17 protein-coding genes and 3 tRNA genes are annotated in these 24,236 nt (G+C 64.7%); 13 read left to right on the top strand and 7 right to left on the bottom strand.

The window, feature by feature from the left end; translation table 11 throughout:
• Positions 1–699 precede the first annotated feature (699 nt).
• From JS531_RS06730 to galE, 3 genes are all read right to left on the bottom strand, one after another.
• A tRNA-Phe gene (locus JS531_RS06730) sits at positions 700–772 on the bottom strand.
• A 45-nt stretch (positions 773–817) separates the two neighbouring features.
• Positions 818–891 (bottom strand) — tRNA-Asp (locus JS531_RS06725).
• A gap of 272 nt (positions 892–1,163) precedes the next feature.
• On the bottom strand, positions 1,164–2,177 hold the full coding sequence (galE, locus tag JS531_RS06720) for a UDP-glucose 4-epimerase GalE (protein WP_214314317.1): 1,014 nt from the start codon (positions 2,175–2,177) through the stop codon (positions 1,164–1,166).
• A gap of 366 nt (positions 2,178–2,543) precedes the next feature.
• Here galE and trmB point away from each other — a divergent pair, with 366 nt between their 5' ends.
• The 9 genes from trmB to JS531_RS06675 all read left to right on the top strand — a co-directional run bounded on the left by trmB (position 2,544) and on the right by JS531_RS06675 (position 8,416).
• The gene (gene trmB, locus JS531_RS06715; RefSeq protein WP_214314352.1) at positions 2,544–3,440 is read left to right on the top strand and encodes a tRNA (guanosine(46)-N7)-methyltransferase TrmB; all 897 of its coding nucleotides are present in this window, start codon (positions 2,544–2,546) and stop codon (positions 3,438–3,440) included.
• A gap of 145 nt (positions 3,441–3,585) precedes the next feature.
• Positions 3,586–3,657: transfer RNA gene (locus JS531_RS06710), tRNA-Glu, on the top strand.
• Positions 3,658–4,547: 890 nt separating this feature from the next.
• Positions 4,548–4,721: a hypothetical protein gene (locus JS531_RS06700; protein WP_165775776.1), complete on the top strand. Its 174-nt coding sequence runs from the start codon at positions 4,548–4,550 to the stop codon at positions 4,719–4,721.
• A 193-nt stretch (positions 4,722–4,914) separates the two neighbouring features.
• Positions 4,915–6,108: a helix-turn-helix domain-containing protein gene (locus JS531_RS06695; RefSeq protein ID WP_125981988.1), complete on the top strand. Its 1,194-nt coding sequence runs from the start codon at positions 4,915–4,917 to the stop codon at positions 6,106–6,108.
• A complete protein-coding gene (locus JS531_RS06690; RefSeq protein WP_125981990.1) occupies positions 6,105–6,632 on the top strand; it encodes a WhiB family transcriptional regulator in 528 nt (175 codons plus the stop codon). Before JS531_RS06695 ends, JS531_RS06690 begins: the two co-directional genes overlap by 4 nt.
• A gap of 43 nt (positions 6,633–6,675) precedes the next feature.
• Complete coding sequence (locus JS531_RS06685) at positions 6,676–7,272, top strand: ParA family protein (RefSeq protein WP_164514793.1); 597 nt, start codon at positions 6,676–6,678, stop codon at positions 7,270–7,272.
• A gap of 4 nt (positions 7,273–7,276) precedes the next feature.
• Positions 7,277–7,516 carry a hypothetical protein gene (locus tag JS531_RS11095; protein ID WP_033892026.1) on the top strand — a complete coding sequence of 80 codons (240 nt, stop codon included), beginning with the start codon at positions 7,277–7,279 and terminating at the stop codon, positions 7,514–7,516.
• Between the two features lie 106 nt (positions 7,517–7,622).
• Positions 7,623–8,030: a transcriptional regulator gene (locus JS531_RS06680; protein WP_125981993.1), complete on the top strand. Its 408-nt coding sequence runs from the start codon at positions 7,623–7,625 to the stop codon at positions 8,028–8,030.
• A 134-nt stretch (positions 8,031–8,164) separates the two neighbouring features.
• Complete coding sequence (locus JS531_RS06675; protein WP_240542085.1) at positions 8,165–8,416, top strand: hypothetical protein; 252 nt, start codon at positions 8,165–8,167, stop codon at positions 8,414–8,416.
• Positions 8,417–8,517: 101 nt separating this feature from the next.
• Here the strand turns inward: JS531_RS06675 and JS531_RS06670 are convergent, their stop codons facing one another.
• Positions 8,518–9,531, bottom strand: a complete 1,014-nt coding sequence (locus tag JS531_RS06670) for an Abi family protein (RefSeq protein ID WP_214314315.1) — start codon at positions 9,529–9,531, stop codon at positions 8,518–8,520.
• A 389-nt stretch (positions 9,532–9,920) separates the two neighbouring features.
• Between JS531_RS06670 and JS531_RS06665 the strand changes: the two genes are divergently transcribed.
• Positions 9,921–14,216 carry an LPXTG cell wall anchor domain-containing protein gene (locus tag JS531_RS06665; RefSeq protein WP_214314313.1) on the top strand — a complete coding sequence of 1,432 codons (4,296 nt, stop codon included), beginning with the start codon at positions 9,921–9,923 and terminating at the stop codon, positions 14,214–14,216.
• 171 nt (positions 14,217–14,387) lie between these two features.
• On the opposite strand, the gene JS531_RS06660 is transcribed toward JS531_RS06665, so the two are convergent.
• Positions 14,388–15,869 (bottom strand): glycoside-pentoside-hexuronide (GPH):cation symporter, encoded by a 1,482-nt coding sequence (locus tag JS531_RS06660; protein ID WP_214314311.1) that lies wholly within the window; start codon positions 15,867–15,869, stop codon positions 14,388–14,390.
• Between the two features lie 361 nt (positions 15,870–16,230).
• Here JS531_RS06660 and JS531_RS06655 point away from each other — a divergent pair, with 361 nt between their 5' ends.
• The 3 genes from JS531_RS06655 (at position 16,231) to nagA (ending at position 21,675) form a co-directional block, all read left to right on the top strand.
• A complete protein-coding gene (locus JS531_RS06655) occupies positions 16,231–19,392 on the top strand; it encodes a glycoside hydrolase family 2 TIM barrel-domain containing protein (protein ID WP_214314309.1) in 3,162 nt (1,053 codons plus the stop codon).
• An 85-nt stretch (positions 19,393–19,477) separates the two neighbouring features.
• Positions 19,478–20,290 carry a glucosamine-6-phosphate deaminase gene (gene nagB, locus JS531_RS06650; protein WP_055427681.1) on the top strand — a complete coding sequence of 271 codons (813 nt, stop codon included), beginning with the start codon at positions 19,478–19,480 and terminating at the stop codon, positions 20,288–20,290.
• Between the two features lie 71 nt (positions 20,291–20,361).
• Positions 20,362–21,675, top strand: a complete 1,314-nt coding sequence (gene nagA / locus JS531_RS06645; RefSeq protein ID WP_214314307.1) for an N-acetylglucosamine-6-phosphate deacetylase — start codon at positions 20,362–20,364, stop codon at positions 21,673–21,675.
• A 51-nt stretch (positions 21,676–21,726) separates the two neighbouring features.
• Here nagA and JS531_RS06640 read toward each other — a convergent pair whose 3' ends face one another.
• Positions 21,727–22,728, bottom strand: coding sequence for a LacI family DNA-binding transcriptional regulator (locus tag JS531_RS06640; RefSeq protein ID WP_169275836.1), 1,002 nt, complete (start codon positions 22,726–22,728; stop codon positions 21,727–21,729).
• A gap of 118 nt (positions 22,729–22,846) precedes the next feature.
• A complete protein-coding gene (locus tag JS531_RS06635) occupies positions 22,847–23,998 on the bottom strand; it encodes an ISL3 family transposase (RefSeq protein ID WP_240542084.1) in 1,152 nt (383 codons plus the stop codon).
• Positions 23,999–24,236 lie beyond the last annotated feature (238 nt).

Here is a 24,236-nt window from a genome sequence, read left to right as displayed (position 1 = left end):
GCGACTACCAGTACCGAAAACCCATGCCCGACGTCAACCATGCCCCAGGACACATGTAAACCATGCCCCAGGAGATACCGTCAACCATGCCCCAAGACATACGTCAACTATGCCCCGAGACAATACACGAAACAACCAGGACACGGCATGACGAACCACCTCGTGGAAACCACCATCAACGAAGCGACACGGCACAACCCCACCAGACCGCCTCGCCAACACCCCTCCCAGCGAAACGGTTCCGCAGCACATCGCCAAACCACCTTACCGATAGGGACCCGGAACGCAGGGATGGCGCCGTTGCCCACTCCGGCCCACTGAGCCTTGGCCCGGAGCAGTGATCCCCACACGAATCGGCCTCCGGGCCCATGTTTTGCGGCTACGGAACGCGAAAACCGCATCACCGCGCGTTCCGGCCCACCACACGCCGGCCCGGAACGCGCATGCATCCCGAATTCTTGTTCCGGTGTCACGGCACCGTCCCGGCGTGCGACATAACGCCATGCAGAAGGGCCCCAAGCACCACTTTGCCAGTGAACGTGCAGAGTAAATGCAGAGTCGGGACTGAATGCAAACCGTGGCATAACGCCATGCAGCGCCACCTTGCCAGTGAATGTGCGAGGTAAATGCAGACCGTAACGGCGGATATGCGAAACCCCGTGAACCTTGCGATTGCTTGGTTCACGGGGTTTCCCGCGGTGGCTCCGAACGGCGTCGATCCGTTGACCTAGCGATTTTCAGTCGCTCGCTCTACCAACTGAGCTACAGAGCCAGAGACAGTATAAAAGCCCGAGAACCGGGCTTTCAGACCATCCAGCGACCACGACCGGACTTGAACCGGCGACCTCCGCCGTGACAGGGCGGCGCTCTAACCAACTGAGCTACGCGGCCGTTGTTTCTCGCGTTTCCGTGAGGCAACGAGTAGATATATTACTCACACCGAGCCATCGCGCAAGCTACGGCGTGTCGCCTTGTATCGCAACGGTTTTCAACCATTCCCATGGAGACGGACACCACCCGGAACCATCGCGCGACCGCCACGGAACCACCTCCGACACCGCCCGAAGGCCCCAAGGCCACGCGAAACGCGCGTGGGGCGCGCCCGACGAACGGACGCGCCCCACGGCATCGATGGCGCCACACCGGCACCGGACGGGACCGAATCAGTCGGCCTGCTTCCAGTGCTCGACGTCGATGTGATGCTCCGGGTTGGCCTGCCAAGCCTTCCACGCGGATTCCACGATGTCCTCGACGTTGTACTTGGCGTGCCAGCCCATCTCCTCGTTGATGCGCTTCGGGGAGCCGATGAGGTGCGGCGGATCGCCGGCGCGACGGCCCTGGACATGCTCCTCGAACGGGATGCCGGTGACCTTCTTGAGCTCGTCGACGATCTGGCGCACGGAGGTGCCTTCGCCGGTGCCGACGTTGAAGGCGTCGTACTTGCGCTCGTCACGGTCGAGGTACTTCAGCGCGGCGAGGTGCGCGTCGGCCAAGTCGGAGACGTGGATGTAGTCGCGCACGCAGGTGCCGTCCGGAGTCGGGTAGTCGTCGCCGAAGATGAGCGGGGCCTTGCCCTTCTTGAGGCGGTCGAGCAGCATCGGGATGAGGTTGAGGATGGCCGGGTCCTCGAGTTCGACGGGGCCGCAGCCGGCCACGTTGAAGTAGCGCAGGGCGCAGAAGCGGATGCCGTAGCGGCCTTCGCAGGCGCGGGCCATCCACTCGCCGAACAGCTTGGTCTGGCCGTACGGGTTGATCGGCAGCATCGGGACGACGTCCTCGGGCACCACGTCGACCGGCGGGACGCCGTAGGTGGCGGCGGAGGAGGAGAAGACCAGCTTGCGGGTCTTCTTGGACTGGCTCATGCCGGTCAGCACGTTGAGCATGCCGCCGATGTTCTGCTGGTAGTACCACAGCGGCTTCTCGACGGACTCGCCGACCTGCTTACGGGCCGCGAAGTGGATGACGGCGTCGACGTCCTCGGCGTCGAGGATTTCGGCGAGACGCTCACCGGCGCCCGGCGCGGAGATGTCCATGCCGTACAGGCGGGAGCCTTCGATGCGGGTGGGCTTGCCGTAGCTCAGATCGTCGACGACGACGACCTTTTCGCCGGCCTCATGAAGCGCGTGGACGACGTGGGCGCCGATGTAACCGCACCCACCGGTGACGAGAACAGTCATGTCTGACCTTTCCTTTGATGAGACATAGGCGTGCGGCCCGACCACGCGAGCCGCTGTTCGCTTCTGCTCACATTTGTTATTTTTTCGAACAATTTGAGTATAACACGTAACAAGACCGAACACACGCGGTTTCTCCGACCGCGTGGTGAATAATGGGACACAGGAATCGGACGGACAGGCATCCGCACGTACGCACGGAAGACGGCATCCGGAGGGCAACACCCGGAAACGACGCCCGGCGGCGGAACGACATCCCACATCACCGGACGCCGCGCACCAGGCACCGATCGAGCAATCGGACACCACGAAAGGAAGACACGCCCCATGGCCACCACGGACCAGACACCCACGGACCAGACGTCCCCCATGAACGGCACGAACGCCGGCGCCCCCGACACCGCTTCGCCGACGACCACGCCGGCCACGGCATCGACGGCCGCACCGACCACACCGGACACGGCGCCGACCACCGCCGAAGGCCACCCCATGCACCGGGTGCTGTCGTTCGTCCGCCGGTCGGCGCGTCTCGACGCGCGGCTGCAGCGCGCCTGGGACAACTACGCGAACGACTACCTGCTCGACATCAACGACGGCGAGGGCTCGCTCGACGTGCAACCCGGCTTCGTCCTCGACAAGGAGACCAAGCGTCGCATCTGGGGCGACGACGCACCGCTCGTCATCGAGATCGGCACCGGTCAGGGCGAGAACGTCGTCGCGGCCGCCGAATCGCACCCCGAACGCAACTTCCTCGCACTCGAGGTCTACGAGCCCGGCGTGGCGCACACGCTGCTGCTCGCCGGCAAACGCGGCCTGAAGAACCTGCGCGTCGCGCAGGTCAACGCTCCCGAACTGTTCAAGGCGTGCGCCGACGGCATCGCCGCCGAGGTCTGGACCTTCTTCCCCGACCCTTGGCCGAAGAAGAAGCATCACAAGCGCCGCATCGTCCAGCCGGCGCTGGCCGCGGACGTGCGCCGCGCCCTGGCCGACGGCGGCGCGTGGCGCATCGCCACCGACATCGAGGACTATGCGCTGCACGTGCACGAGGTGATGGACGGGCTCGAGGGCTGGCGCAATGAGGGAGGCCTCACCGTGAGCCTGCCCACCGGGCACGTCGGCAAGGGCAACGCCGACCTCGCCGCCGACATGCCGCACGCCGACTTCACCGAGTCGCCGCGGTTCGAGGGGCGCGTGCTCACCAACTTCGAGCGGAAGGGCCTCGAGGCCGGGCGCGTCATCCACGACTTCACCTACCGCAAGGCGTGACGCCGCCGGAGATGACCCGCGGACCGGCGGCACGACCGGACGGCGCCGCAGACGGACAAGGACACCGAACGCAGACCCGACACTCCAACGACACGCCGGGTTTGCGCGATATGGGCAACTTGCGTATTGTTAGGCGAGTTGTCACGCCCCCATCGTCTAACGGTTAGGACACCAGACTTTCAATCTGACAACGAGAGTTCGACTCTCTCTGGGGGTACTCACCGGCTCCGGGTTCCACGAGGTATCGTGGCCCGGAGCCTTTTGTTTCCAACGGTTTCAGGCCGCCAGCTTGGCCTTCAGTTGCTCGCACAGGAAACCCGGCGGTGGCTACTGCCACCAAAGATGCACCTCCGTCACTGCTCATTCCGCGCATCATCTGCTCGTACATCGACGCATCCAGCAGGGAGAGCGGGGGGACGTTGAAGAATTCCGCCACTGCGGCGATGTCCTGGATGGTCCAGGAAGTCTTGCCGGTCATCTTCGCGGACACGGCGCCCCTCTTCAGCCCCAGTGCCGCGCAAAGTGACTGCTGGGTCATCCCGCGGCCGGTCAGCTGCATGTTGACGTTCCAGATGAATACCCTCTGCAGGTAGTCGCCGAGTCCATTGAATTCGGGCGACGGTTCGATTTTTGCCATATCAAGTCCTTTCAGATTGGAGTTGTCCAATATCGATGGACATAATCCTACAACAATGATTTGCTGCTGTGCAAGTTTCTTGATATATTGTCTATTGTGAATGGACTGACGGCAAAAATAATGGATTCTCCGATGCGTCGCTATATGACGGCGGCGGGTCTGAGCTGCCGAGACCTCGCGAGGGAGATGGGTACGTCCAAATCCTCGGTCGCGGGAAAGGTCAACGGCTCGATACCGTGGCAGCAGTCCGACCTGATCTGGCTGGCCATTCACCGAAACCTGTCCCCTGGGTATGTGCTCGGCATCGACGCCTATCTCACGGATGGCGGGTGGAAACCCGAAACGAGAATCCCCGGACCGGCTGGAACCCGGCGCGGGGATTGAACGGCAACAACCATGGAGCCGCGGGCGCGCATATCCGCCAAGATCAGACGCCCGTCGTTCCGATTCCCCGAAGGAGGGTCATCGCCATGACCGATTCTACCAATACCGCCGGCATTCGCCCGGCATCCGTCTTCGAGCCTAATCGCCAGCGCGACGCCGCGCGGCGGACGACGCGGGCCGGCGGCAAAGTCGATCTGCGCATCGCGAAGGCGCATGTGCTGTCCATGCTCGCCCACCCGTCCCGGGGCTCGCGCCGCTGAGGCGCGCGTCCGCGGACCGTTTCCCCGATACCGGCCGAACCATGTGGTGGCTGGTCGTTGCCGCCGTGTGCGTGTCCGGCGGCGTTCTCTCGTATGCGTTGTGCCGCGCCGCCCGTCTGGGCGACGACATCGGCGCGAGGCTGCGCGAACGCCGTGAAGCGGACCCGGAGCATGACGGCGGGAAGGTCGAACGATGAGCAGCAGAGCCGAGAACTGGGCATGGGAGCGCGACGACGTCAAGGGCATCACCAAGTTCGTGCTGGTGTACCTGGCCCGCCGCGCCTACTACGACGATGGCGCCGCCGCGTGGCCGAGCGTGGAGACCATCGCGTTCAACTGCGGGTGCTGTGAGCGCACCGTGATCCGTTCGTTGCAGGAGTTGGAGCGCAAGGGCTACATCAGGCCCGGCGACCAGGAGATGTCGGCGCGCAACCCGCGCACGCGCAAGCCGATCGCCAAGGGACACCGCTCGCGCGTATGGGACGTCGTCATGGACGGCGACCACGCCGCCGAGAACATCGAGGAGAAGCCCAGGAATCTGGACGCGCTGGCGGAAGGCGACGGCAAACCGGATCCAGACAAGGACAATTTGTCACCCGACGGATTGTCACCCGAACCGAAGGGCGTGGAGCCGAGGACAAATTGTCCCGGAATCTTGGACAGAAAGTCACCCAATAGACAAGTGATAAACAATTCTCCCCTCATCCCCTTCGGGGATGCTCCCCTCAACGCCGAACAAGCCTCCACGAAGACCGAACCCGTTCCGGCGACCGATTGGGGCAAGGCCCTGCCTCCAAGGGGCTGCAGGAACCCGCTATGGGTGCCTGAACCCGGCAAGCTGCCCGAGCCGGTCACGGAACGCGCAGGCCAGGAGGTGCGCGTGCTCGACGGCATCCGCCGGCGCATGCTCGCCGTGGACCAGAGGTTCGATGTTCCGGCGACCATGGCCGACCGCAAGGCCGTCCACTCGCTGCTGATCGATCGCCCGTACGGCGAGATCGTCGCGACGATGGACTGGGCGTACCGCAACCGCTACTGGCTGCCCCGGCTCACCAGCGGCGCCAGGTTCGCCGCGAACTACGTGCAGCTGCGACTGGAAATGCTCACCCATCCCGATCCGACGGGCAAGCGGGCGCCAGACGCCCCGCTGCCGGTCGTCAAGGACCCCAACCGGGCGATACCGGTCAGCTCGTCGTCCGCGAGCCGCGTGCCGATCTACGGGGCGGCGCTGCTGCGCACCTCGCTGTGCCAGGAACACATCGAAGGCGCCATCTCGCAGGAGGCGTGCCCGGTATGCGCGTACGACAAACGCAACCACGCCACCCACGACGTCGCCGGGCGCCGCAAGGCGAAAGCCGTTGCGCCGGCGGAGGCGGTGCGGCCATGAGCGGGGACGGGCAGCGTCTTGAGGCGTGGAAGAAGGCCGGCGAATGCCGCGATTTCCCGCAACCATGGTCCGACTACCTGTGGTCGCTGGAGTTCGAGCATCGTCCCGGCGACGCGAAGGCGTTCCACTCGGTCGCCAAGGCCGTGTGCGAACGATGCCCGGTACGCGCCGAATGCCTGGCCTATGCGGCCAGCGGCGGGCTCGAATGGGGCGTGTACGGCGGCAAGGTGTGCACCGACCGGCGCAGGATCGCGCGCATGGCCGAAGCCGACGGCGTCCCCTGCCGGGACCGCGGCCTGCCGTGGCCGCAACGCTGGCGGCTGCTCACGGACTGGATACGCGCCCATCGGAACGTGTTCGACGAAGCCACCGACGAGGCCAGCACCGAACGCCAGCAACGACGCCTGCGCGCACGGGGCAGGACGGCCAATCGCCCCGCCCCGCATGAGCCGTCAGGCAATCAAACATTCAAACAAGCAGGAATCCAAGCAATCAGACAAGCAGACAATCAGGCGACCGACTGATCAGGTTCGCGTGATCGCCGGCAATCGCAAAGGAGAAGAACGAATGCGCATCGCCATAGCCAACGCCAAGGGCGGGGTCGCGAAGACCACGTCCAGCATTTACATCGCCTCGGTCATCGTTTCCAGGGGCGGCAGCGCCGTCGTGTACGACGCGGACCCGCAGTCCAGCGCGAGCCTGTGGGCCGCCGCCGCTGAACAGACCGCGGACCCGCTGACGTTCGACGTGCTTCCGGCCAACCAGGCCACGCTCCGTCAGCTCGCCGCGGGAGCGGACCCGGACGAATGGGCGATCATCGACGCGCCGCCGCAGGGGCCGACCCTGGACATGGCCATCAAGGCCGCCGACTTCGTGATCGTGCCGGCGTCGGACTCGCCCATGGACCTCCAGCAGGCATGGAGCACCCTCGACATGGCCAGGATGAGCACGCCAGCCGCGCTGCTGCTGGTCAAGGCCGAACGCAACACGAAGGCGTTCCGCGACACCATGGACGCGCTCAACGCCATGGACACGCCCCGGTTCGACACGATCGTGCCGAAGGCCCAGTCCTACAAGCGTTCGCTCGGCACCAACCCGCACCAGCTGGGCGAATACCGGGACCTCGTCACCGAACTCCAGCAGATCGCCGGAAAGCAGGAGTGAGACCATGCAGGGCAACTACCAGCCACTGGCACGGCCGGTGCCGTTCGACGACGTGCTGCGTCAGCAGAACAAGACCTCCAAAACCACGGGCGAACCGCTGGTCATGCTCTCATTGCGCATACCCGTGTCGCTCAAGACCCGGCTCAAGACCACGGCCGCCGCGCACGGACTGCCCATGCAGCAGCTCCTGCGCGACGCCATCGAACGCGAGCTCGACCGGCTCGACGGCGACGATGAGCCGTAACCCGTCAGACAATCAAGCAATCCAACAAGTCAGCACCCAAACATTCAGGCAGTCAAACATGCAGACGCAATCCGGCAAGCCGGCGCGTCTGCGGAAAGGAGACACTATGGACTATTCGATGGAGGTCTCCGTGCTCGGCGACCGGATCAGCATCGGCGAGGAGGCGCACGTCATCATCCTCGGCGTGAACACGGGATTCCCCGCGGGCTCCACGGCGGGACTGGCGTACACGCTCTCGCCATTGCAGGCCCGCGTGTTCGGCGCGCAGATGCGCGCGGCCGCGGACGCCGCCGAGGGGCATCCGGGCATGCCGTCCGACGAGGAGGTGAACGCGGCGGCGAAGGTGTTCTGCGGCGGCGTGTGGAACGGGTTCGACCCCGTCAGCATGATGCCGACCGAACAGTTCGACCGGTTCTGGGGCGACGGCGAGGGACACCAGCTCTACCTGGAGATCGCGCGCCACGCGCTCATCGCCGCCCGCATGTCCATCCTCGCCGGGCAAAACGAAAGCTGACAAGCAGACAAGCCCGCATGCAGGCAATCAAACAATCAAACTTGACTGCATGCAGTCAATCGGACATGCAAGCAATCAAGCAAGCCAACAATCGGGAAAGCAAACAATCCAACAATCAGGAACGGAGTAGAACCATGAACGACAACCATAACGAAGACGAAGAGATCTTCGACGGCACGAGCGAGGATTCCGCGCTCGAAGACCAGATGAGCGCGCATATCGCTGCCATCGCCGCCAGCGGCGTCGCCGCCGAAGCCGAAGCCCTGGCCAACCGACAAGCCGACATGGCGGCCAAGGAACGCCACGAAACCAGACTGGCGCTCCTTGCCGCCGTCACCGTCATCGCAGGTCTTATGGCCTATGTAATCACTCGCATCGTCAAATAAAGACGATGTTTCTGTCGCCTATCATTTCAGGGACGGGTAATTCCTTGAATTCACGTCCCTGAAAGGCGCGCGTTTCCCATTTATGCAATTAGGATGCCCCGTCAATGAGCTGAGCCATCGACTCGCCACAGCGGCGACACCCTCCATCCGTCAGGGAATCCCATGTCAGACTTTGGAATCTGAGGGTACCTGTCCATGAGGGAGATGAATTTCTCCGTCCATGCGGGTCCGTCGATCTGGGATGTCAGGTAGTTCTCCATGGTGAGGAATGCAGCGGGGCCGGAGGACTTACGGAAGATATCCCAATCGTTGCCCCACCAACCCTTTGCATGGGATCCGCTGCGATGCTTCGGCAGTTTCGGCGCTATGCGGGTGCTGGTTTCGTTCCAGAAGCGATCGTGGTGCGCGGTCATGTTCCGGGCCTGCCGGATAGTCTCAAGCCAATTGGAGAGGATTTTGGCGTCGCCGCGTACGGCGGGATTCGGGTTGGGGTTGAAGATATGCAGCCTGGTGGCCAGCTTTCTCTTGATATGGTCTGGCGCTCCTTGGTAGAAGTTCTCCTTGAGTGTTCCGTAGCTCAGGCATCCGACGATCATCCAATACGGAGGCAGCGGATCGCTGTAGGTACTCCGAAAATGCCTGAGGTACGGAAGATTTGATTTGGTGAATGTCGAACGCAACGAGGAAAGGCAAGCCAGATGGTCGTCATAGCTCAACCCCGGGAGTCCTTCCCGTGTCATGTAGCCGAATTCGCCGCCGAATACCGATAGTTCATGGGCGAGGAAGCTCTTGAGATAGATCTCGATGGTGACGATGCCGTCGAATACCAGCATCCGCAGTTCCTGATCGAACAGGTATCTATCCCAGATATCCTTGAATTGCACATCTTGACGGAAGGGCAATGAGCGCTTCGCCGACTGCTCCGATACCGGGGTGAGGAACGGATACCAGTACCCTTTCAGCCGGAAGTATCCCACTTGCTCGATTCGGCGCTCAAGCAGTTCACGACTTATTCCGGACAAACCGTTGTCAATAAGCTTGGCCGATAAATCATCCAATGATTTCGGCGGATGCTGCGGATAGGGGCGGAGCTGTGGAGTATCATTCTCGTCCATCGTTCCTCCGATAAGAAAAATGCCACCCTAGTGTGCTTCAGTGAGAGGCAATGGTGGCTTTTAACATCGCTAATTGTAGCGAATATATCGCCTTTCGTAAAGATACAGAACACTCCGTACATCTAGTATCCAAAGCATAGCGATGCACTAAATGTAGTATTCGCGTCATGTTTCATCCGTGAACGGGTTGCCAATCTTCGTCACATGTCCGCCGCAGCGTCGCTCGATGCGGGGCGATGCTGATGGTGCGTTCGGGGTCCGGCGGCCGGCCGTCGGGCTTGCGGGCGTGCTTTTCTTCCAGGGACCCGGGAGGAGGCGGGTTCTGGAGTCCCCGTCTCCTCCCTTTCCCGGAGAGGGGCGCTTCTGTCGTATGTGGGAAAGGATTTCGTATGAGGTTCGGGAAGAAGGGCGCCGGCGTGGTGGCGTCGATCACCGCCGCCGCGGCGTTGCTGGCCTGCCTGGTTCCGGTCGCGTTGGCCGATAACGGTGGCGGCGGTTCCGGCGAGGACGGTGGCGGTTCGGGCGGCGGTCCGACGCAGACGGCCGATGTGCATTGGATCTACAAGGATTCGTGGCCGGCCACGCTGGATGGCATGAAGACGGCGTTGAGTGACGCGAAGGTGCGTCTGTCGTCCGATCTGGCAAACGGGCAGAACCAGTTCGTGAACATGAACAAGACTTTGAGCGACGCGATCGATGAGTGCCAACGCTCCTATACGGGTGACGGGAACGCGGATTGCCGTCTGGTGGCTGTGGGCTATGTGCGATTGGCGGATGGTTCGTTCAACGGCAGCTATGTGAGCTCGAACGCGAAGAACCGTTGGGAGGCGCAGTGGAAGGCCGAGGCGAAGGGCGACTACACGTATCAGGGTCAGAAGTATTCGACCTCGACCACGTGGAAGGACAAGCTCGGCACGCGCAGCGTTGACTCACTGGCGCAGGAGTCGATTAACTCCAACCCGAACGCCTCGTTCCGCGTGATCGTGCTGGCGCAGAACCAGCCGCCGGTCGATTACAAGCTGAACGTGACCACCAGCCACAAGCAGAAGACCGACATGCAGGTCGGCTCCACCGACCCGATCGGCGACGTCATCCATGCAGACAATGGCGGTTCCGCGATCAAGGAGACGTTGAACGGCACCGCGATCATCCATTACGAGAACGGCCCCTACCTGCCCGCGAAGAGCGTGAGCAAGCCGATCAGCTTCTCCAGCAATGGGGACACCCAGCTCGACAATCTCGCCTCGCCGAAGGATTTCGGCATGAAATACTGGGCCGAGGGCTCGTACTGGATCGACATTCAGGTGCCCAAGCAGGGCCGCATGCAGGCGGCCGTGGACACCGCGGACCGCGATCCGGCCGAATCCTGGAAGGTGAGCTCGGTGCCGCCCGAGCCCCCGGTCAAGAAGATCGAGGACGGCGTGAGCGCCGACCGGATGACGAACCGCACCACCATCACGTACGGCACCGGCCGTGGCGGCTACGAGATGCGTTTCCGCGACGTGATCGAACCCAACGGCGTCGAATACTCCGTGGACAACTACAGGCTCATCGACAGGACCGACGGCAACCGCGACGTTTCCGGCGAGTTCGAGATCAATTGGGACAAGGCGTCGAACACGGTGTCGGCCGCTCGGTCGGCGGACAAGGGCGAGATGCCCATGGACCATGTCTACGAATTCAGCTTCGACGTGACCGTGTCGAAGCCCTCCGACTTCCAGCAGGTCAGGGACCATGCGTGGGGCCAGTGGAACCACGAGCCCGAGGCCGACGCCGGAACGAAACAGTTCGATACATGGCGGCCGAATCCCGACAAGAGCTGGATCCGCCTGAACGCGAAGGGCCAGTGGGAGGCGGTCATCGACCCGAAGGAGACCAACCAGACCGGTGCCGACGATATGACGCTTCTGGACGGGGACCGGGTCGCTTCGGTGGTCAACGGCACCATCGCCAAAAACCTCATCCAAGCCCCGGAGGCTCTGACGCTCACGGACGACTGGTCGGCCGCCGACTACCTGTTCGACGCCGACGACAAGTCGAAGATCAAGGTGTACGAGGCCGATGCCGGCACCGATCGCGAGTCCAGCGTCACCGACATCGCCAACCACGGCAGGGACGTCACCGACCAGTGGACGATCACGATGGAAGGCACCACGGTGACCGCCACCGCCGATCGGGCCTACCGTGATGGATTGAAGGGGCTGAAGACCGCGAAGCAGGTCACGCTGCTCATTCCCGGCAAGGCGTCCTATGCCAACGGCAAGGGCGCGGGCCAGGTGCGCGACGACTTCGGCAAGCAGTCGAGCGACGAACTGTCGTTCTGCACCACGCCGGACGGCAAGGCGCTGACGAACAAGGGATCCCAGACCGTCAACACGCACACCATCCCCACGAACGAACCGAAGATCTGCGGCTACATACCGCCCGTCGTCAAGGACGTGGTCGGCGAGTCCTCGCAGGGAGGCGACCAGGCGTCCGTGGACGGCAGGGTCGTCTACCCGGGCCAGCGCGTGGAATACCGTCTGGAGACGCAGCCCCACCTGCCCGGCAATCTCGCGTACTCGGTCAGCGAGGTGGCGGTCACCGACACCTACGACGAGCATCTTGAAGTGGACAAGCAGACCCTGGAGGTCACCGACCTGTCCACCGGCAAGTTCATCCCGAAAACCGAGTACGAGACCCAGTGGAACGACGGGCAGCATGCAGTGCGCCTCGTGTTCTCCGACGGGTACGTGAAGACCAACTGGCGCAACGGCGCGAACCCGCGCATCATCGTCCGCTTCGAGGGCACGGTCGCCAAGGACGCGCCCACGGACACCAAGATCGGCAACCAGTGGGCATTGACACTGAACAACATGGTCACCCCGAGCAACAGGGTGTGGAACGAGCCGCCCGACTTCACGCCGGTGAAGAAGGACACCCAGGCCGACCCGTCCATCAGCATCGACGGCAAGACCGCGCTGCTGGGCGACCGGATCTACTACCGCGTGACCATCGACGCCAAGCAGACCAACCAGGCCTACAAGGTCTGGAGGCTCGGCATGACCGATGACTGGGACGACGAATATCTCTCCCTTGACGCCAAGCGCATCGAGGTCATCGACACCGCGACCGGCAAGGATGTGACCGCGAAGTTCAACATCGCGGCGATCGACGGCGTCGCCTACGTGTACGCCAAGACCGCGGACACGAAGGTGCCGGCCACCGGCGAGACCATCAAGGGCGACCCCCAGCCCAAGAACCTCAAGGAGTACGCCGAAAAGAAGGACCACGACCCGTTGAAGGAGCCGGCCATCGATCAGTCGATGCTGGGCACGAGCTATGAGGTGAGCCTGCCGATGACCGTCATCAAGGTCACCGACGGACATATCGTGAAGAACAAGGCCACGCAGGTCGTCAACGACACCCGCAAGGACACCAACGAGGTCGCCAACCCCCTCAAACCCGTCAACCCGTCCAAGGACGTGGTCGTGAAGGTGGACGGCGAATCCATCGACAAGCGGAGCGTGTACCTCAACAGCCTGTTCCTCTACCGTCTCGACAGTTCCGTGCTGCCCGCTCACCGCGCCTACCAGAAGGTCACCGACTGGAGCATCACCGACCCGCTCGACACCGAGCATGACCAGTACACCGGCCAATGGGCCGTGTACGCCATGCGAGACCTGACCGAACAGGGCAAGGTGATCGCCCATAAAGGCGTGAAGATCGCCGGCAGCGGCTTCGATGCCGGCGCATACGGCGGCGAACTGTTCACCCTCGCGCAGGACGACAAGGGCGTGGTCACCGTTACCGCGACCCAGCGCATGCTCGACCTCGTCAGCGGCGACGACGAAAGCGAGCAGGCATGGACCGCGTTCATCCAGTGCAAGCGCGTCAAGACCGGAGAACACATCGCCAACCGGTTCGACGAAACCCTAAACGGCACCAAACGGCCTTCCAACCAGGTCGAGACGCACACGCCCGACATGACACCGAGCCTGAAGATCGAGAAATGGGACGAGGCCTCCGGCTGGCCGGCCGGCGACCGCGACCAGGTCAAGGACGCGCTGGCCATGCAGGGCGACACGCGCATCGTGTTCACCATCACCAACACCAGCACCACCGACCCCGACACCAAGCAGGGCGCATGGTACCGCACCAAGGACCTGAACCTCAAGGACCAACTGGTCGCCGGCGACGGCCGGGTGACCGATCTCGAATACCCCGCCGATTGGGACAGCCGCATCCTCAAGCCCGGCGAGAGCGTCGAGGTCAAGGGCGTCCTCAAGGGCGTGACCGACCATCACACCGACCGTGCCACGGTCACCGGCACGCCTCTGATCGAATGCGTCGTCTCCGACCCGGATCCGTTCGACGGCAAGGACGAGACGTCCGCACCCGATGACGCGGTCACGATCGACGGCAGGCTCGTCTGCCCCGATACCGAGGTGGTCAGCAACGCCGACGACTGGAACGGCTACCGGACCGGGCTCGCCCACACCGGCGCCGCCATCCAGGGCATGATCGCCGCGGCGATCACGCTGCTCGCCGTCGGCGGGGGACTGGTCGCCGCCCGCAGGTTCAGGCGCGGTAACAACGCCGGCGGCCGCCACTCCGGCACGATGCAACCCGTCGATGCCGAGGACGCCGACGCGGATGCCGTCGAAACCGCCGATCCGGTCCCCGGCGGGCAATCCGAGATCTGACCGAAGCGGCAGGGACCGCTCTCTGCCGCGATGATTCTTCCGGCCGGACGACAATCCGGCCGGAACCCCGCCGGTTCTCTTCCTTCTTCTCTCCCCGGCGGGCATGGCAACGGCCCGGCGCCAACGGTTCAAACCGTTAGCGCCGGGCCGTTCCCTTGCTGCCTTAATTACTTACTGCTTGTCGGGTTCCTCGGAGGCGAGTCGTTCTTCGAGCTGTTCGACGATGTGGTCGTGCATGTTCTCGTCGATCTTGACGGTCAGGAGGAAGACGACGAGGCTGGCGACGATGCCGGCGAGCGGCAGGTAGTAGGCGCAGGTCTTGAACGTGCGGATGTTCGCGGCGGTCATGTCGGCGGCGGTGGCGTTGCCGACCATGCCGGCGGCGACGGCCACGAAGCCCACGATGCCGTTGGACAGCGCGCCGGCGATCTTGTCGAGCATCGGGCGCACGGAGAGGGTGACGGCCTCGTTGCGCTTGCCGGTCTTGAGCTGTCCGTATTCGATGGAGTCGGTCATGCTCAGGATGGCGGTCATCTGGATGGTCTGCGCGGGCAGGTAGAAGAGGACGAGCGCGACGATGACGACGGGCAGGTTCATGGGCGCGATGATGAACAGCGTGTAGCCGGCGATCATGAACGCCATGCCTGCGGTGTACAGCCAGCGGCGCGGGATGCGGCGGTTGAGCACCGGGTAGAGGGGCGTGGTGACCAGTCCGGTGATGACCGGGATGACGCCGGCGATGGAGAAGCTGTCCGGCGCGCCGAGCACGTATTTGAACTGGTAGAAGAGCACGCCGGTGGTGGCGACGTTGGCCACGGAGTACAGCAGGTAGCTCAGGGCGACCCACAGGAGCTGGTCGTTCTGGGCGATGGCCTTGAACGCCTCGATGGGGTTGCCGTTGGCCTCGGCCTTGGCGCGCAGCTCGCCCTGGTTCTCGCGGGTGCCGAACGCGACGCTCCACGCGGTCAGCAGGCCGAGCACGGCGATGATGATGGCGAACGCGGCCCAGCCGGTGCGGCCCTGCTCCCATTGGCCGGTGAACTTCCAGGTGAACCAGCTGACGACGGGCACGACGATGACGGTGACGCCGTTGTAGCCGATGGATCCGGTGAACGCGCCGAGCGCGGTGTACGTGCTGCGTTCGTGCGAGTCGGAGGAGATTGCGGGGATCATGCCCCAGTAGGAGATGTCGCGCAGCGAGTAGATCACGTCCAGCAGGATGAACACGATGACGAACAGGACCATGAACACGCCGGTGTTCACGTCCACGAGGCCGAACAGGCCGGTGAACACCATGATCAGCAGGATGCCGGGCACGAGGCCGCCGATGAACTGCCAGGGGCGGAACCGGCCCCAGCGGGTGTTCGTGTTGTCCACGAGGTTGCCGAGCAGCGGGTCGAGGAAGATCTCCGCGATGCGGATGACCACCACGAGTCCGGTGATTACCGCGATGAGGCGCGCGGCCAGCGTCTTGTCCACGTCGATGAACAGCGCGGTGGTCACGAACGTGATGAAGAACGTGCTCATCGTGTTGTAGAACGCGGCCTGTCCCAGATTGCCGAACGCGTATGCGATCTTCTGGCCCATGTTCCTCGCGGGCGCTGCCTGCAGCTGTCCGGGCGTCGCCGTGCGCTGTGTGGTGGATCCGCTCATGGTGTGGTGGCCTCCTTGCGACCTGTAAAGAATCCGTGCGCGGGAACAGCTCCGATCCCGCAAGACGCGAGTATAGAGCTTTCTTGAAAAAGTAAAAAACTTTACCGCGTGTCGCAAGCAATGCCAACGAATCGCATTCGTCGATTCGACGCGACGCGCGGGCAAAAGACATCGTAGTAGTCGAATTATCGTTGCAATCAATGGATTTGTACAGGTCTTCGCAGTCACCGTCGAGGCATGCGCAAGAAGTTGCGTAAATTAGTAAATATCTTTATCATCGTTGTGCAAGGAGTCACATTCGAGGGCTCCCGCACTGCGGCGGCAACGACGCGACGCAATCCGATGCGAAAGCGAGGACATCATGAACACAACCGACGATCAGCGGAAGAACGGCGATCCGATCGTCTCCCCGTCCATGCCGACGACGGCATGGCTCGCCGACCCGCGCGTGTACGCGGTCCACCGGCTCGACGCCCATTCCGACCATGCGTGCTGGTCGTACGCCCCCTCCGGCGGCGAGGGCACGGATCTCACGCAGAGCCTTGACGGCGAATGGCGGGTCCGCGTCGAGACGGCGCCGGCGAACAGCTTCCCCGACGGGACGAGCGACGGGCCGGATTGGATCAGCGACGTGTCGCCGCTGTTCGCCGCGCCGGGCTTCGACGACTCGTCGTTCCCCCGCGTGCGGGTGCCCTCGCATCTGGAGACCGCGGGGCTTCTTGACCCGCAGTATGTGAACGTGCAGTACCCGTGGGACGGCCACGAGGACCCGAAGGCCCCGGCCATCCCCGAGCATGGCCATGTGGCGGTCTACCGACGCAAGTTCGCCGCGGAGGGCGCGGTCGCCCAGGCCATCCGCGAGGGCCGCACGGTGACGCTCACCTTCCAGGGCGCGGCCACCGCCATCTACGTGTGGCTCAACGGTGCGTTCGTCGGCTACGCCGAGGACTCCTTCACGCCCAGCGAGTTCGACGTGACGGACGTCGTCAGGAAGGACGGCAACGTGCTGGCGGTCGCCTGCTACGAGTATTCGAGCGCGAGCTGGCTGGAGGACCAGGACTTCTGGCGGTTGCACGGCCTGTTCCGCTCCGTCGAGCTCAACGCGAGACCCGCCGCCCACGTCTCCGACATCCACGCCGAAGCCGATTGGGAGCCTGCCACGTCAATCGGATCGCTCTCGCTGGACGTGCTGATCGACGGCGCCACGAACGCCGCGACGGCCGACCTCGCGTTGCGAGACAAGAACGGCACCATCGTCTGGCGCACCGCCACGGAAGCGGCCGGAACGCTGCACGCCGAAGCCGAGATCGACGACGCCGCACCCTGGAGCGCCGAACGCCCGGACCTGTACGAATTGTCCGTCACCCTGCTCGACGCGGACGGCACGGTTCTGGAGACCGCGCGCACCCGCATCGGCTTCCGGCATGTGGCCATCGAGGACGGCGTCCTCAAGCTCAACGGCAAGCGCCTCGTGTTCCGCGGCGTGGACCGCCACGAGTTCGACTGCCGGCGCGGCCGCGCCGTCACCGAAGAGGACATGCTGTGGGACATCCGCTTCATGAAGCGCCACAACATCAACGCGGTGCGCACCTCGCACTACCCGAACCAGTCACGCTGGTACGAGCTGTGCGACGAATACGGCATCTATCTGATCGACGAGACCAACCTGGAGACCCACGGCAGCTGGAACAGCCCCGGCGACATCCCCGTGGGCACCTCCGTCCCCGGTGACGACGAGGCCTGGCTGGGCGCATGCATCGACCGGCTGGACAGCATGATCATGCGTGACCGCAACCATCCCAGCGTACTCGTCTGGTCGCTGGGCAACGAATCCTACGCGGGCGAAGTCCTCAAGGCCATGAGCATGCACGCGCATCGGCTCGACCCGGGCCGTCCCGTCCACTACGAAGGCGTCAACTGGAACCACGCCTACGATGGGATCAGCGATTTCGAAAGCCGTATGTACGCCAAGCCGGACGAGATCCGCGACTGGCTCGAACACGGCGACGAGCGTGGCGCGGCGAACAAGCCGTTCGTCAGCTGCGAGTACATGCACGCCATGGGCAACTCGTGCGGCGGCCTGAGCGAGTTCATCGACCTCGAACAGTACGAGCGCTACTCCGGCGGGTTCATCTGGGACTACATCGACCAGGGGCTCGTCCAGCGCCTGCCCGACGGGAGCGAACGACTCAGCGTCGGCGGAGAATGGGGCGACCGGCCGACCGACTACGAATTCGTGGGCAACGGCATCGTGTTCGCCGACCGCACGCCCAGCCCCAAGGCGCAGGAGGTCAAGCAGCTGTATTCGCCGATCAAGCTCACCCCCGACGGACACGGCGTGACCATCGAGAACCGCAACCTGTTCATCGGCACCGACGATTACGTGTTCGCCGCACGGCTCCTCGAAGACGGGCGCGAGATCTGGCACGCCGACTACCGGTTCGACGTGGCCGCCGGAGACACCCAACGCCATGACATCGCCTTCCCGGACATCGACGCAGACGGGGATACGCGCGAAGTCACCTACGAGGTCGATCTCCTGCTCGCCGAAGCCACCGCATGGGCACCGGCCGGCTACGAGCTCGCGTTCGGCCAACTCACCGGCACGCTCAACCCCGAACGGGACATCACCGAGACCAGCCATGACGACGACGGCCGCGCAACTCGCACGCTCGGCCGATGGAACGCCGGCATCCGCCGCGACGACGAGGAAATCCTCCTGTCACGCACTCAGGGAGGCATCGTCTCCTGGAAGCGCGACGACCGGGAAATGGTCATCCGTCGCCCCGAACTCGTCACGTTCCGCCCGCTGACCGACAACGACCGGGGCAACCGTTCCGGTTTCGACCGTGCCGCATGGTTCGCGGCCGGCCGCTACGCCATCGTGACCGATACGAGCATCACGCAATCCGACGACGGAGGACTCACGGCCGAATACCGGTACGAGCTCGCCGACCCGGGCCACACGCCCGTGACGGTCGCCTACCGCATCACGTCCGACATGCGCATGCGATTGACCGTCGAATACCCCGGCGGTGTCACCAACGCCGCCAGCCTGCCCGCGTTCGGTGTCGAATGGGAACTGCCCGGCGAATACACGCAGCTGCGCTACTACGGACCCGGCCCCGAGGAAACCTACCGCGACCGCAAGCAGGGCGGCAAGCTCGGCATCTGGGACACCACCTCAGAGGCGAGCATGGCGCCGTATCTCATGGTGCAGGAAACCGGAAGCCACGAGGACGTCCGCTGGCTCGAAGCCACCGACATCCAAGGCCACGGATTGCGCGTCAGCCAGCGCGGCGACCGTCACTTCACGGCCAGCCTGCTGCCATGGAACACCTACATGATCGAAGCCGCGCGCCGCCATGAGGACCTGCCCGCCCCGCGCCACAACTACCTGCGTCTGCTCGCGGCGCAGATGGGCGTCGGCGGAGACGACTCCTGGGGAGCCCCCGTCCACACGGCCTACCAGCTGCCCGCAGGCAGGCCGCTCACCCTCGACGTGAACCTCGAACTCATCTGACCGGCAACGGGCGGCGGCATGCACCACCATGCCGCCGCCCGTGCATATTCCCCAAAACACACCCACAGAAAAGAGACAATCAATCATGGCTGAAGTGATCATCGTCAAGAACGAGGAGGAGGCCGGCGAGATCTACGGCCGTTGCGTGGCGGACCTCATCAAGGCCAAGCCGGACGCGGTGCTGGGACTCGCCACGGGCTCCAGCCCGCTGGCCGCCTACCAGGCCCTCGCCAAGATCGTACACGAGGAGCATATCGACGTCTCCAAGGTGCGCGGCTTCGCGCTCGACGAGTACCTGGGCTTGCCGCTCGACCACCCGCAGTCCTACCACTCCACCATCCACCGCACGGTCGTCGAGCCCCTGGGCCTCGACCCGGCCAAGGTCCACGTGCCCGGCGACGTACTGAACGGCGCGCCCCTTGAGGACGGCGACAAGATCGCCGCCGCCGGCCCGGCCTACGACGCGGCCATCGAGGCCGCGGGCGGCATCGACGTGCAGATCCTCGGCATCGGCACCGACGGCCACATCGGTTTCAACGAGCCCGGCTCCTCGCTCGCCTCCGGCACGCGCGTGAAGACCCTGGCCGAGCAGACGCGCATCGACAACGCCCGCTTCTTCGACGACGACATCAACCAGGTACCGACCCACTGCATCACGCAGGGCATCGGCACGGTCCTGAAGGCCCGTCACCTCGTGCTGCTTGCGTTCGGCTCGGGCAAGGCCGAGGCCATCGAGGAGACCGTCGAGGGTGGCGTGAGCGCGTTCTGCCCGGCCTCCGCGCTGCAGCTGCACCCGCACGCCACGATCATCGTGGATGAGGAGGCCGCCAGCCGCCTGCGTCACAAGGACTACTACCGCTACGCCTTCGCCCACAAGCCGGCCTGGCAGGGCATCTGACGGCAATCGAACGGTTCGGGCTCCTTCTTTCTCCGCAAAGAAGGAGCCCGAACGCATATAGGAAGGAAATCATGACACAGGACAGAAACGAGATCGTCGCGCACGTGACGGCGGCGTTGGAGGGCGAGGCCCGTCCGGTCGCGATCCGCGGGGCTCGCAAGGTGGACGCCCGCGGCGAGCAAAGCGGATATTGGGTGGTCTCGGACGCGCGCGGCGTGATCGTGGCCACCGGTTTCGCGGCGGCGGACGGCAGCGGCGAGGAGGCGTTCGAGCACGCCTGCCGCACGGTCGGCATCGACCCGGCCGCTCCATCGGGTTCGGACGGTGCGGTTATTGATGCGGACGGCCGCATCCTCACGCCCGGCTACGTGGACATCCACGCCCACGGCGCCTGGGAGAAGAGCTTCGACGACGGCCCCGACGGCATCGACGTGGCCCGCGCCGGCCACGCGGTCCACGGCACCACCCGCCAGGTCCTCTCGCTCATCACCAACCCGATGGACGTGATCTGCCGCAACATCCGCACCGTGCACGAGAAAATGGCCACCCGCCCCGACATCCTCGGCTGCCACCTCGAAGGCCCGTTCCTCGCCCTGAAACGCAAGGGCGCGCACGACCCGAACTGCCTCAAGGACCCGGTGCCCGAACTCGTGGACCGCATGCTCGACGCCTCGGGCGCCGACCCCGCCGCCGGCAAGCTCGGCTGCATCCGCCAGATCACCATCGCCCCCGAACTCGAGCACGGCATCGGCGCCATCCGCCAGTTCGCGGCCGCCGGCGTGGTGCCCGCGGTCGGCCACTGCGACGCCGACTACGCCACCGCCCAGGCCGGCTTCGACGCGGGCGCCGGCATCATGACCCACATGTTCAACGCGATGAACGGCCTGCACCACCGCGAACCCGGCCCCATCCCGGCCGCCGTCGAGGACCCGCGCGTCACCATCGAGCTCATCAACGACGGCTTCCACGTCCAGAACCCGATGGTCAAGCTCGGCTTCGGCCTCGCGCCCCACCGCATCGCGTTCGTCACCGACGCCATGGCCGCCACCGACTGCCCCGACGGCGCGTACAAGCTCGGCGAACTCGACGTGAACGTCATCGACGGCCACGCCCGACTCGTGTCCAACGGCGCCATCGCCGGCTCCACGCTCACCCTGGAGGTCGCGGTCCAGCGCGCGGTCAACGAACTCGGCTTCAGCCCCGTCGCCGCCGTCGAGGCCGCCACCTTCACCCCGGCCCGCGCCTTCGGATTCGACAAGGCCAACCCCGTCACCGGAGCCCCGCTCGGCCTCATCGCCCCCGGATACGCCGCCGACCTCAACCTCCTCGACCCCGCCGACTGGACCGCCCAACACGTCTGGTGCGCCGGCCGCCAGGTGAAGTAAATTCCTTCCAGCAAAATCGACGCCGGTGCCGCCCGTCTTCGAGACGACGTCTTATGCCCGAGGGACGAAGCTTGCGCGCGGCACCAGCTCGGTCGTCAGCAGGATGTGACGACGCACCCGCCGCTCATGCTTCAACCCATCAATCAAGGTGGAGAACGCCATACGGGCCAACTCCCTTTGATCAATCGCATACGAACTCAGCGACGGCGACGTGTACCGGGCGATTGACTGGTTGTTCACACTCACCACGGCCAACTCGTCGGGAACCGCCACGCGCAGTGCGTTCAACGCCTGCAACGCCCCCACCGCGAGCACGTCGGCGGCCACGATCAGACCATCGGGCATGCTGCCGGCCTCACGATGATCGGCCACCAGTTGCTCCGCGAGACGATAACCGTTCTCCATGGTGAACGTGCCGGACGAATACACCAATCCGTCCGTTTCCAATCCCAAGTGCGCAGCCCACTGGCGGAACGACAGTTCGCGGATATCCTCGGGATAGTCATGCGTGCCCATGATGCTGCCCACGCCACCGAGAAACGCGATGCGTCTGCGGCCCGCCGCGATCATCGCGTCCAAGGCATCCAGCATCGTCTGCGACAGATCGGGCCGTACGGAGTCGAACAGGTGCGGTGCCGGATTCGTGTCGATGCACACGCCATGCGGGAGCACCGCATGCAGGGCGCGCAGGTCCGCTTCAGGAAACACCGCGGCACCCACGGTGATAAACCCATCGAACTCCGCCGCGCGTTCCGTCAGCTCATGTATGGACCGGATGAACGTGGGCTGGTCCAATTCCATCGACTCCGCACACTCCGCAAGAACCTTCCGCAGATCGGAGAAGTATGCGTCCTGCAGCTCCTCCCCGGACGGAGGGGCGTCCAGCACAGCGATCGCGGGACGGAACACGTTGCGGTATCCCAGCTCCTCGCACACTCGCAGCACGCGCCGCCGCGTCTCCTCCTTGATGGAGAACGACGGGTCGTTCAGCAAGCGCGACACCGTGCTCTGCGACACCCCGGCCCGTTCCGCGACCTCCTTGAGCGTGGCCATGACATCCTCCCCGCAAACTTTAGTAAAGGGTTTTACTACAGCATAACCCGAGATTTGCAAGACGACGGTATCTCACACTTAAGTGGCTCTTCGCATTTTGGTGTGTATGGGCGGTGGTTTAGAGGTGGGCTTGGATGGCTTGTCTGAATCCGCCGGTGTGGAGCAGGCTTCGGGTGATGTAGTTGTCGAGGTTGCGGAAGCCGAGGGCTATGCCTCTGAGGGTTTCGAGGCGTCCGTTGATGGCTTCGGTGGGCCCGTTCGTCCCGTGGGGGTGGTCGAAGAACGCGAGGACGTCCGTCATGCGGCGTTTGAGGGTGCGGCCGAGCGTGGCGAGTTCGGGGCATCCGGGCGCCGCGCCCCTGACGGCGAGGGACTCGATGAGTTCGGCCATCATGCCCCGTCCCTTCCCGCGGTCCTCCTGCGCGTAGCAGTCGATGATCTTCTGGTAGGCACCGTGCGCGAGGGCGAGCGGCTTGTTCGCGGGATCGGAGAGCAGCAGGTCGATGCGCGCCTGCTGCTTGTCGGTCCGGAGCCGCGCGGTCTTCAATAGGTTCCTCCTGCCTTTGTAGAGCGGGTCGTCGCGCCGGCCTCGCCGGCCCGTGGCCTCGCGTTGGAGCCGGCAGCGCACTGCGGTGAGCCTGTCGCCGGCGAGCTTGACGATGTGGAACGGGTCGAGGATCTCCACGGCGCGGGGCACCTGGCGCGCGGCGGCCTTCCTGTATCCGGCGAACGCGTCCATCGCGACCTCCCTCACGCCGTCCCGGAACGATCGCGGGCGTTCCTCCAGCCATCGGGCGAACGCCTTCTCGCTCCTGCCCTCGACCATGTCGAGCAGCCGCGCCGGCCGGCCCGTCCTTCTGGGGGTGAGGTCCACGATGACGGTCACGTACCGGTTGCCGGTGCGGGTGTGCCGCCACACATTCTCGTTCACGCCGATCGACTCCACGCCGTCCAGCCGGCGCGGGTCCGCGGCCAGCACGTTCACGCCCTTCTCCAACACGGCCCGGTTCAACGCGCCCCACGAGCAGTGCAGGTCATGCGCGCAGGCGAGCACGCTCTTCGACTTCAGCACCACCTCCGCCGCCGCCCACCACACGGCCGCGTCCGTCAGCCGCCGTCCCCCGTCGGCTATGTGGGTCAGGTCGTCGGTCCACGAGCGGGCGCACGCCACGCACTCGTACCGTCTGACCCGCACCAGCAGGTGCACGGCATGCTGACCGACGGGCGTGTGCGCGAGCCGGCGCCGCCACGAGGAACGGACCCGACCCATGGCCCCGCATTCCCGGCAATACCGGGCGGTCCCGTCCGCCGGCTCGCAGCCGATCAGCCACACTCCCGCCCGCGAGCCCGACACCACGTGCCTCTGCGAGACGGGATTCAGGCGCAGTCTGTCCAGACCGAGCAGGACCCGGCCGTCGAACGCGCTAGACTCGTTACCAAGCCGCGCGGTTTCCTTCACTTTTTCAATCACACACCGAATGAAACCGCACGGCCCTTACACACCAAAA

Origin of the sequence: Bifidobacterium sp. CP2 (assembly GCF_018555635.1) — a bacterium.
In the GTDB taxonomy this organism is placed as follows: domain Bacteria; phylum Actinomycetota; class Actinomycetes; order Actinomycetales; family Bifidobacteriaceae; genus Bifidobacterium; species Bifidobacterium saguinibicoloris.
The sequence above is the reverse complement of the archived record's forward strand: the minus strand, read 5'-3'. Positions and strand labels throughout refer to the sequence as shown.